This is a genomic window from Bradyrhizobium sp. NAS80.1 (genome assembly GCF_001908205.1).
Lineage (GTDB): Bacteria > Pseudomonadota > Alphaproteobacteria > Rhizobiales > Xanthobacteraceae > Bradyrhizobium.
In genome coordinates, this window is record NZ_LGHL01000011.1 from 21,548 (window position 1) to 30,504 (window position 8,957).

The 8,957-nt window shown below is 60.6% G+C and carries 9 protein-coding genes; 5 read left to right on the forward strand and 4 right to left on the reverse strand.

The features are described from left to right. Window positions 1-60 precede the first annotated feature (60 nt). The gene (locus tag AC629_RS02970) at window positions 61-669 is read left to right on the forward strand and encodes a sll1863 family stress response protein (protein ID WP_084803294.1); all 609 of its coding nucleotides are present in this window, start codon (window positions 61-63) and stop codon (window positions 667-669) included. 840 nt (window positions 670-1,509) lie between these two features. After that, on the forward strand, window positions 1,510-1,701 hold the full coding sequence (locus tag AC629_RS44810) for a hypothetical protein (RefSeq protein ID WP_143198865.1): 192 nt from the start codon (window positions 1,510-1,512) through the stop codon (window positions 1,699-1,701). 1,254 nt (window positions 1,702-2,955) lie between these two features. Here AC629_RS44810 and AC629_RS47610 read toward each other — a convergent pair. Next, entirely contained in the window at window positions 2,956-3,303 is a 348-nt protein-coding gene (locus AC629_RS47610) for a hypothetical protein (RefSeq protein ID WP_084803296.1), read from the reverse strand. A 329-nt stretch (window positions 3,304-3,632) separates the two neighbouring features. Here AC629_RS47610 and AC629_RS02990 point away from each other — a divergent pair, with 329 nt between their 5' ends. Together AC629_RS02990 and AC629_RS02995 are read left to right on the forward strand one after the other, a co-directional pair. Then, window positions 3,633-3,899 carry a hypothetical protein gene (locus AC629_RS02990; RefSeq protein ID WP_084803305.1) on the forward strand — a complete coding sequence of 89 codons (267 nt, stop codon included), beginning with the start codon at window positions 3,633-3,635 and terminating at the stop codon, window positions 3,897-3,899. Beyond that, complete coding sequence (locus AC629_RS02995) at window positions 3,892-4,215, forward strand: hypothetical protein (protein WP_084803304.1); 324 nt, start codon at window positions 3,892-3,894, stop codon at window positions 4,213-4,215. Before AC629_RS02990 ends, AC629_RS02995 begins: the two co-directional genes overlap by 8 nt. Window positions 4,216-4,394: 179 nt before the next feature. Here the strand turns inward: AC629_RS02995 and AC629_RS03000 are convergent, their stop codons facing one another. The 3 genes from AC629_RS03000 to AC629_RS03010 all read right to left on the reverse strand — a co-directional run bounded on the left by AC629_RS03000 (window position 4,395) and on the right by AC629_RS03010 (window position 7,446). Beyond that, a complete protein-coding gene (locus AC629_RS03000; protein ID WP_168195378.1) occupies window positions 4,395-5,312 on the reverse strand; it encodes a glutamate cyclase domain-containing protein in 918 nt (305 codons plus the stop codon). A gap of 419 nt (window positions 5,313-5,731) precedes the next feature. Next, window positions 5,732-6,421: a protein-L-isoaspartate(D-aspartate) O-methyltransferase gene (locus AC629_RS03005; protein ID WP_245331699.1), complete on the reverse strand. Its 690-nt coding sequence runs from the start codon at window positions 6,419-6,421 to the stop codon at window positions 5,732-5,734. Window positions 6,422-6,717: 296 nt separating this feature from the next. Beyond that, on the reverse strand, window positions 6,718-7,446 hold the full coding sequence (locus tag AC629_RS03010) for an SAM hydrolase/SAM-dependent halogenase family protein (protein ID WP_084803299.1): 729 nt from the start codon (window positions 7,444-7,446) through the stop codon (window positions 6,718-6,720). 219 nt (window positions 7,447-7,665) lie between these two features. Here AC629_RS03010 and amrS point away from each other — a divergent pair, with 219 nt between their 5' ends. Further along, window positions 7,666-8,787 (forward strand): AmmeMemoRadiSam system radical SAM enzyme, encoded by a 1,122-nt coding sequence (gene amrS / locus AC629_RS03015; protein ID WP_245331700.1) that lies wholly within the window; start codon window positions 7,666-7,668, stop codon window positions 8,785-8,787. Window positions 8,788-8,957 lie beyond the last annotated feature (170 nt).

Sequence of the window (8,957 nt, forward strand, 5' to 3'; positions counted from 1 at the left end):
CAACGCGAGCGAAGCCAAGCTCAGCGATCATTTCATATCAGCTAGTCAACGGAGACCGCTATGTCAGAGCAGAGCAGCATGCACTTCTACCTGAATTGGGCCAAGGAGCGGATCGACGAGATGGATGCCGCACTGGCGTCGTTCGAGGTTAAGGCCGGCGAAGCGAAGGCTGAGACCAAGGTCAAGGCAGACCAGATCGTCGCAGATTTGAAGAAGCGCCGGGACGAATTCCAGGCGCTGCTCAAGACGCAGGCCGAAGCCGGTGAAGGGACCTGGACGCGCACCAAGGCGGATCTGGAAAAGCAATGGAACGGCTTCGAAGCCCAGATGAAGACCTACTTCGAAAGCGCCGGCAAGCAGATCGAGCAGCAGCAAGCCACGTTCAAGCAGGTTGCCGCCGCGCAGGCAAAGGCGTGGGGCGAGGCGGCGGACAAATTCCGCGAAGCGGCCGGAAAGGTGGCCGCCGCCCACACTGGCGACTTCAACGCAGCGCTCGAGCAGATGAAGGCCGACGCGTCCGAGGCGGAAGCGCGTCTGCAGAAACTGAAGCAGGCGGGCAGCGAGTCCTGGTCGGTGCTGAGCGCAGCGCTGGCGGAGTCCCGCAAGGCCTTCGACCAGGCCAACCAGGCCGCGTGGAACACGCTGAAGGATCCCGGCTCGAAGAGCTGAGGTTGCCTCGTCGGCAGACGCCTATCAGGAGAGACACCAAATCGCTAAGCAATCCGATTTGCTCGCCGTAATAACCCTACTCTACGATGGGGGCGTAACAGACCTGCCCGAGCAGCCCCACGGTATATGTTGGACCGAAGATAAACCCGTATGGTCGATGTGATGCACGACTAGTTCAGATCTTGGACCGAACCTCCGAAGCTCCATTTCCAAACGCGCCCAGAACATTTGACGCGAATAGCTCAGCAGCTCGAGTGCTGGCTGGGGCAGGAGGGATCGCACCCGCGGCTTCCACAATCGGCTTAATAGAGGCTCGGCTCGGCAGGGAGGCCGCCCTTACTGGCGACCGAAGTTGTTGATGGAAGGACGGGTACATCAAACAGACATCCCTCGTACGCGATCCCCGCTCTGGTCCGTCCAGCCAATCAATGCTGCGCTTGGGAGACGCACTTTGGAAATTGGTGGGCGCACCAGGGCTCGAACCTGACCACATGACGCCCCGGAATGGCGGCTACGTATCAATACGTAGTCCCTTTTTTGTTGATGCAGCCGTCACGAAGGGCAATTAGCCAGTTCCATCATCGGCTTATATGGGCATCTATCCGATGACTGTGAGCAGAAGACTCGCGCCCTGACCCAGGGTGTGCCGCTTGCCCAAAAACTCTCCCCGCCTGCTCTGCTCGCAATGCGGCAAGCCGATGCACTTCGTGATCGCCAAGACGGGCGGTCGTAAGTTCCGGTGTATCAAGTGCGATGACATCGACCCAATGCAGGTCCCAGACTTTCAAGCATGGACCAAGAGCGAGTTGCGTCCGCCAAAAACGACATGAAAGCCACCTCATGCAGTATCAAGGTATCGAATACACAATAGTCCAAACTGCCAATCCCTTCGGCTGGAAATGGTCCTTTGAGCGAGAAGGGCTTCCGCCGAAAACTGGCACTTCCAGTGACCGTGAAGGCGCAATCTTCGCTGCGAAATGGGCAATCAATCAATCTTCCAAACGGAAGCGCTATCTGAAAAAGACCGACTGAATTGGACTGCCCTATCATGACGCATCCGCGCCACGCACAATCTTTAGAACGTCGGCGTCTGCTGCCATGCCGAACAGTCAGCGTGCAGTGCATCGGCCGGGGCGATGGATGGTAAGGGTCAAGCTGCCTGACCTGCCGCCCGGTTTGCCAGCGCACAGCGGTGGGGCCCTTCTATTCAGGTTTTGACGCACTATACTCTACCCATCGCTCGGCCTGACTGATCGGCGCCGGTGACAGAGAGAGGCTCGTGCTCCCGCCGAACAATTGGCGCACAACAATGAACGCTCTCGTCTATCCCTTGCATTTTTGCATTTTCACCGCCGGTTCGAACGTCGCTGGGCCGCACAAGCGGCCGGCGACCAAAGTCGCCGCTCGCCCGCCCAGGGAACGGACACCTGCACCAAGTGCGGCCATGTCGTCACCGCACCGTCCAAATCAACCCATTTGCCGACCGGAAGAATTGTCAACCATTGGCATTGCTCGGCCTGCGGCAACACCTGGGACACCTTCGTCGATTCGCGGCTGAGAAACGCGAAATGTCGAACGGCGCCTGCGGTTTCTCAATTCGGCAAAGATTGCTCGGGCGGAACGTCAGCATGATGGTGCAAGATTATCTTGTCGCGGCAGGGATGCCTCGCCACACGGTTTGGATTTTTGCTCGGCTCTTCGCCGCTGTCTGTGCGAGCTCGAGATCAATCGCGCTCGCACAGGCCCTGGCTAACGAGTAGTCCATGCTCGTGGAGGCCACATTTCTCACGATCTCGCTAACGAGGTTTTCCTTGGAATAGACACTGGTCGTCTTGAACCTTGCGATTGCCCCGTCCGCGGCTGTGAACTGGGCAACGCACAGGGGTACGAGAATGGACATCCGGCCACTGCTCTCCGCCGCCGCACTCATGATTCTGGCGCGCTCGCTCGTGACCCAACCGCCCCAAATGAAGCCGATCGCCACGGTCGCAACTGCCCCAAGCGCGATGCCCTGAAGGAGACGGGTTCGCGACTCACCCTGCAATAGCGCGGGAACTTTCATATATATATATATATTGCCCTTCTTGAGCAGCTGAATACGAGTACACGCGCAGGCTTGCGTCGTTGACGCACGACATGTCCGGTCTCCAGCGAGAGCCCGCGAAGAAATCGAACGACGTTCGACTTGGGCTCAACGTTCGCCTTTGCAAGGCTCCCGGATACGAAGTCCCAGTCAATCTTCGCTTCAAGCCTTAGAAGCGATCAGGTGGAAGCTCCGACCTTAACCTACCTCTTCTTCGCCGGCCCGAAATCCGGCTGCCAAGCGACCTCTTTCCGGCTCGGCTGTGCTGCGATCACTTTGGCCTTCTCCTTCTTCGGCTTCTTGGCTTCCCGATTGCCGCGTTGCTGTCCCTTGGCCACGATGTCCATCTCCTGTTGGGGTTCGAGTTCGTCCAGTTCATCCGACTGCAGAACGCGCCCGCGCGGCGTGCAGACGCGGACATCCATGTAACCGTCGCGCAGCAGCTTTCGCGCGAGGCGCAGTGCGACGGTCGCGCTGCCGCGGCCGAGATTGGCGCTGCCGTACTCGTTGGTCCCCGTGACCAGGTAAGGCACGCGCGTTGCCTTAGCCATTGAGGATAGCCGCAGCACACACCAGAAACAGAAGAAACAGCGGAACGATCACCGGCGGCACGATCCATTCCGAGGCGCGAAAACGCGACATCGAACGCTCCTGCAACTCTGTCGGCGGGAGCGTACGTGACCCTCAGTCACCGGTCGATGCCGTTGAGAAGTGCGGTGATGTGATGATCGTACGCCTGCGACAGGCCAATGGCGAGCACTAAAACGAAATGAGCGAGGGAGCGCGCGACAAGGACGAATGTGCTGGCTATTGCCGTACGAAGGGCGCATGGTCGTCGATGCCGGTCGGTTGGGGCCCCTCTTGCAAAAGGAAGGCGTACATGACCATCCGCTCACGGCGAGAGACCGTCACGTTCAGGCATCCGTTCCGAATCCGCGGCATCGAGCGGCTGCTGCCCGCTGGCGCTTACGAGGTCGTCACCGACGAAGAGACAATCGAGGGTCTCACCTTCTCGGCCTATCGCCGCATCGCTACGATGATCATGGTGCCCGCGGAAGGCGTCCGCGACTCCATGGAGATGTTCTCGATCGGCTCCGTCGACCTTGCTAATGCGCAGGCTGCGGATGCGAGCGCCGCCCATGACTGATCGCCCGGTCGATCTCGACAAGCATCGCGGCATGGCCGCGCAGAAGGCGACCGATCTGCGCCGCGCGCTGGCCGATGTCGAGGCCCATGTAAGGGAATTGCGCGAGCGGGAGGCCGAACTCGAACACCGCATGATGACGGTGCCCGCCGCTTCGTGGCCGGAGGCCGCAGTGAAGGCGCGGCATCTGCTCAACCTCTATGCCGCGAGCTTGCCGACTGAGGACACGAGGCACCGCGCGCTGGTGGCAGCGTTGCTCGACGATTTCGCCCGGCTCTCCGGGGAAGGGGGAGGCGATCCCGGCCGCGCGGAACGATGAGTTGACCAGATACATTGGGTTACGGGTGAACTGATAGGGACCGCGAGTGACAAGTTTGCGATTGGCTGGCGACGTCCGCCTATGGGCCATTCCTCGATCTTGGCCTATCTGCCTTTGCGTCGCTCTTGGGGGCCGAACGGACATGATCAGTTTTTGACTTGCCCTAACACCCGAGGTGATCAGCTCGGCTGCGACGCCACGACGGCGGAGATCTCCTCAAGAAGCGTCGCGTGCTGTTCCCAGGGTATGCAATCGACACTCATCTGCGGTCGCCCGGGATTGTCGACCCGGCTGTCATCAACCGCCTGCCCGGTCTCCACCGCCGCCGACAGGAACAGGTGATCCATATCGCGATTGAAATAGCGTAGAAGAGCGTCCCGCAACGCCGGCTTGGTGCAGGCCATTGCAGCAAGGAGCCCATAAGCTCCCCAGTTCGACACGCCGGCGACGATGAGCACATCGACCGGGGTCGTTGCTGCGATCACCTTGCCGTTGGGAATTCCGCGTTCGATGATTTCCTTGGGCAGGGATCCCATCCCGATTTCATTGCCCCCGTCCCCAATACCGATCGTGAGCCAGCGACGCTTCGCGGCGGGGTCGCTAAAGAGAAGATGGAGCGGCGCCGTTTCGCGCGACATATCCCATCCGTGCTCCCGATGAGGCTTTCCATCCGAACCCGGAGAAGCCCGCTCAATTGCGATCAAGTGAGTGATCGGTCGATCGCCCGTTTCCAGGTACTGTCGTAAGCGGAGAACCGAATTCTCTGTCGTCGACACGACCTCAAGATTCACGGATGCCGGCAGCGCATCGACTACGGCCCACACCGCCTTTGCACACGGTGCATCGGTAATGACCGTTACCGGAATCCCCGCATTTGCGAGGCCCGCGGCCAGATGCGCCATCCCGCCGAGCCCATCCGTTTCCGGAGAAGGCGGCTCCGCGTGCTGGATATAGAACCCGGTGACGATGCCAACGTGCGCGTTGGGCGTGTTCATGATGGCCTCTGCGGCGCGGGCGAGATTGCCTTTTGCCCACTCGGTCATCTGGCTGATGTCGCGTTTGACTCTGCGCCCGATGATCGCCTCGATCCGGGCCACGGACTCATTCACTGTCTCCACCTCGACTTGCAGCGCATCCAGGGATAGTTCGTCAGGTTCGTGTTGGCTTCCGGGGATGGAATAGCTCTTCGACGGACTGTTTTGGGTCCTTGATGCAAGAGCGGTCCTTGCGATCGTTCTTCTGGGCCTCGAGCTTCTGCAGGAAACGGAAACGCGGCGATCGGGTCGCGTGCCCAGATCGCCCATGCTTAGTCATGCCGAAACCCTTTTGGCCGCCATGCGTCATTTGATCGCCAACGAAAGCCGTGCAGCTCATTTCTTGCACCCGGGAGCCGCCACCGGGGCCAAAGCTTCATGCGGCTCACCGAGCATAGCCCTGATCGTGAAGAGGCGCGAGGCTGGGACAATCGGTTTGCGAGAACAGAATGTTCCGGCGCGGCGCACGGAGATGCGCAAAGCTACTCCCGGATCAGAGGCACGAAGCGGACGGGCGCTATGATCGTAGTTGTGGTCGTCCCGTCGGCGTGTTTTGCCAACAGCGTAAGCTCCTGGTAGAAGCCGCCAAGCGGGATAACCATGCGGCCATCAGACCTTAGTTGCGCGATGAGCGGCAGTGGAACGTGGTCGGGAGCTGCGGTTACGATGATGGCGTTGAAGGGCGCATGCTCCGCCCAGCCCTGGTAGCCATCGCCGATTTTTGTCGAAACATTGCGGTAGCCCAGACGTTCGAGGTTGGCACGGGCCATTTTGCCGAGCTCTGGTACGATCTCGATCGTGTACACCTCGCCTGCGAGCACGGATAGGATCGCCGTCTGGTATCCCGACCCGGTGCCCACCTCCAGGACCTTATCCGTCTTCGCCAGTTGCAGCAGCTCTGTCATCAGCCCGACGATCAGCGGCTGTGAGATCGTCTGGCCATGGCCTATCGGGAGCGGTGAGTTGCTATAAGCTGCGGACCTGTACTCGGGCGGCACGAACTCGTGTCGCGGCACCTCTGTCATTGCGGCGCGCACACGCGGAGTCAGCCGAGCCACACCACGGGTTCCCCCGCCCGACGCCAGCATTGCGTCGATCTCTTCGACCATCCGCTGGCGCTCGGCGGCGTGTTGCTGTGCAGTGGAACCCGTAACCAGCACGGCACTGGCCAAGATGACGACTGCCCCAATCGATAGGGTTTGTGGGCTCCACAACATTCTTGTCCTCGATGTGCCTCGCCCGCCTCCTGATCGGGGGACTGGGATTCAAAATGATCGCGATTACTGCACCCGGTATTTGCTCGCATAGTGTCTGCCGAGAATCTTGCGGGTCTGATCGGCCAGTCGCTCGTTGCCAGTCGCTGGTGGCTTGACGTGGCGCTTTCGTGGCTTCGGCCAATCCGTTCTCGAGCTCTGTTTTCTTGGCATGCGCATCGTCCAGATCAAAGTTGTGAGGGAACCGCCTGCCTTCAAGAGACGATCTCGACCGGACTGCCGATCGCGAGTCCAAGATCGCGGTCCGCGCGCCCCTGGTTGACGGCGATTTCGGCGAGCCCGTTCGAGTTCTCGTACCAAAAGGCCGAGCCGGGCGGCCGATCGCTGAAAGTCCTTTCGCGCTCCAATATTCGACCCGCCGCGGGAAGCCTGGCGTTGGGCGGCAGCTTGGCAGCCCTCAACCCAGTCATGGCATTGCCAAAGTGGTCGACGTAAACGATCTCGCAAAGGTCATCGGGCCAGTCTGTACGGCGTTCGGCGTCATCCCCTCGCGGCTGTCCAAGTGGGGGCTCGCCATTCGCCAGCATCGCAGCGACCGGCGCGAAGAGTTCGCGCCCGTGAAAGCTGGCCGAGAGGCGCTCCGGCCTCCAGTCGATGTCCCAGCTGCGCGTCTTTGTGGCGCGGCGCAGGACTAACTCAAACAAGCCGTTGCCGGGGCCAACGTACCACCGGCCGTCGGCTTCGAGCACGATGGCCGGGCGCGTCCCGCCGACGCCGGGATCGACAACGCCGAGAAAGACGGTTCCCACCGAAAACCAGGCTGCATAAGCCGCCAGGAGGTACGCCGACGCCTTGGGATTGCCCGCGGGCGCATCGGCGAAGAGGTCGATAGCGGGAACGCCCGGCGCCATTTGATGCAGCACCGCCTTCAGCTGACCCGTATAGGGCCCGCGCAACCCAAAATCCGTGAAGAGCACAATCATGTTATCAGCTTGCTCCCGTGGTCCCCACGCTAACTTTACGGTGCGAGCACTCCTGGACCTCAGCGGCCGAGATTGTCGACGGTTCGGCTTACGATCTTCGCCCGATAAGGAGTAGAACAAGTTTGACGCCCACGGGCGCTGGTGCTCGCAGGCGGGGCCTGGCTGGACATCGTCCGCAACTTTCCGTCCCGCCGTCAGCACGTAACTGGGGATTGCCCAGTGATCCACACGACGAATTTTATGACCGAACCTGAGCGCTTGGAAGGCGTTCCTGGCCGCTACTGGCACCGTCTCGAAGACGGGCGTATCCAGTGCGATGTTTGCCCGCGCTATTGCAGGCTTAACGAGGGTCAGCGCGGCCTGTGCTTCGTGCGTGGCCGGCAGGATGACCGGATCGTGCCCACGACCCATGGCCGCTCCTCCGGATTCTGTGTCGATCCAATCGAGAAAAAGCCATTAAACCACTATCTGCCCGTAACTCCCGTATTGCCCTTCGGTACCGCCGGGTGCAACCTGACGTGCAAATTCTGCCAGAACTGGGACATCTCCAAAGCGCGAGAGCTCGACCGGCTCCAGGACGCAGCCTCGCCCGAAGATATTGTGGAGGCTGCGATTGCGACGGGCTCGCGCTCCATCGCCTACACCTACAACGACCCCGTCATCTTCCTCGAATACGCCGTAGATGTCGCAAAGGTGGAGCGCCGACGCGGGATCAAGAACGTGGCGGTCACGGCAGGCTACATTGACGCAGCGGCGCGCGAGGAGCTTTACAGCTTCATGGACGCCGCCAATGTCGACCTCAAGGCCTTCACCGAGGAGTTCTACAAGCGGCTATGCACTGGTCGTCTCGGCACCGTCCTCGAGACGCTCGAATATCTGAAGCAGAGGACGAAGGTCTGGCTTGAGATCACAACGCTGCTGATCCCAGGTCACAACGACCGCTCGGACGAGGTGACGAAGCTGAGCGAATGGGTGATGACTAGGCTGGGACCTGACGTGCCCTTGCATTTCACTGCCTTCCATCCCGACTACAAGATGCTGGATTTGCCCCGGACGCCGGCCTTCTCACTGACGACGGCTCGCGATATCGCCCGCAAGGTCGGACTGCATTTCGTTTACACCGGGAATGTCCATGACGAGATGGGCCAAAGCACATACTGCCCGAGCTGTGGTGAGCGGATTATCGGCAGAGATTGGTATGACATCACCACTTGGCGGCTCACCGAGGATGGCCGCTGCGGTATTTGCTCTACCCCAATCCCTGGCTTGTTCGAGGCACGCCCGGGCAGCTGGGGGCAGCGCCGCGTCCCGATCCGGATCGGCAGACGGGAACGCACATGAGCAAGGATGATGGCGGCATCGAGGCGCCTTACTGCCACGTGTTGGAGCGTGAGTCCGATTGGGAGGAGGTCACGATGAAGATTGACAGCACCACATTTGGCACGATTACGATTGACGGAAAAACCTATGAGCACGACGTCGTCGTTCGTCTTTCCGGCGAGGTTGTGAAG

What these genes read in the sequence shown, in the direction of transcription:
- AC629_RS02970 (WP_084803294.1), top strand. Translation starts at nt 61, where the DNA reads ATGTCAGAGCAGAGCAGCATGCACTTCTACCTGAATTGGGCCAAGGAG.
- AC629_RS44810 (WP_143198865.1), top strand. Translation starts at nt 1,510, where the DNA reads ATGCAGTATCAAGGTATCGAATACACAATAGTCCAAACTGCCAATCCC.
- AC629_RS47610 (WP_084803296.1), bottom strand. Translation starts at nt 3,303, where the DNA reads ATGGCTAAGGCAACGCGCGTGCCTTACCTGGTCACGGGGACCAACGAG.
- AC629_RS02990 (WP_084803305.1), top strand. Translation starts at nt 3,633, where the DNA reads ATGACCATCCGCTCACGGCGAGAGACCGTCACGTTCAGGCATCCGTTC.
- AC629_RS02995 (WP_084803304.1), top strand. Translation starts at nt 3,892, where the DNA reads ATGACTGATCGCCCGGTCGATCTCGACAAGCATCGCGGCATGGCCGCG.
- AC629_RS03010 (WP_084803299.1), bottom strand. Translation starts at nt 7,446, where the DNA reads ATGATTGTGCTCTTCACGGATTTTGGGTTGCGCGGGCCCTATACGGGT.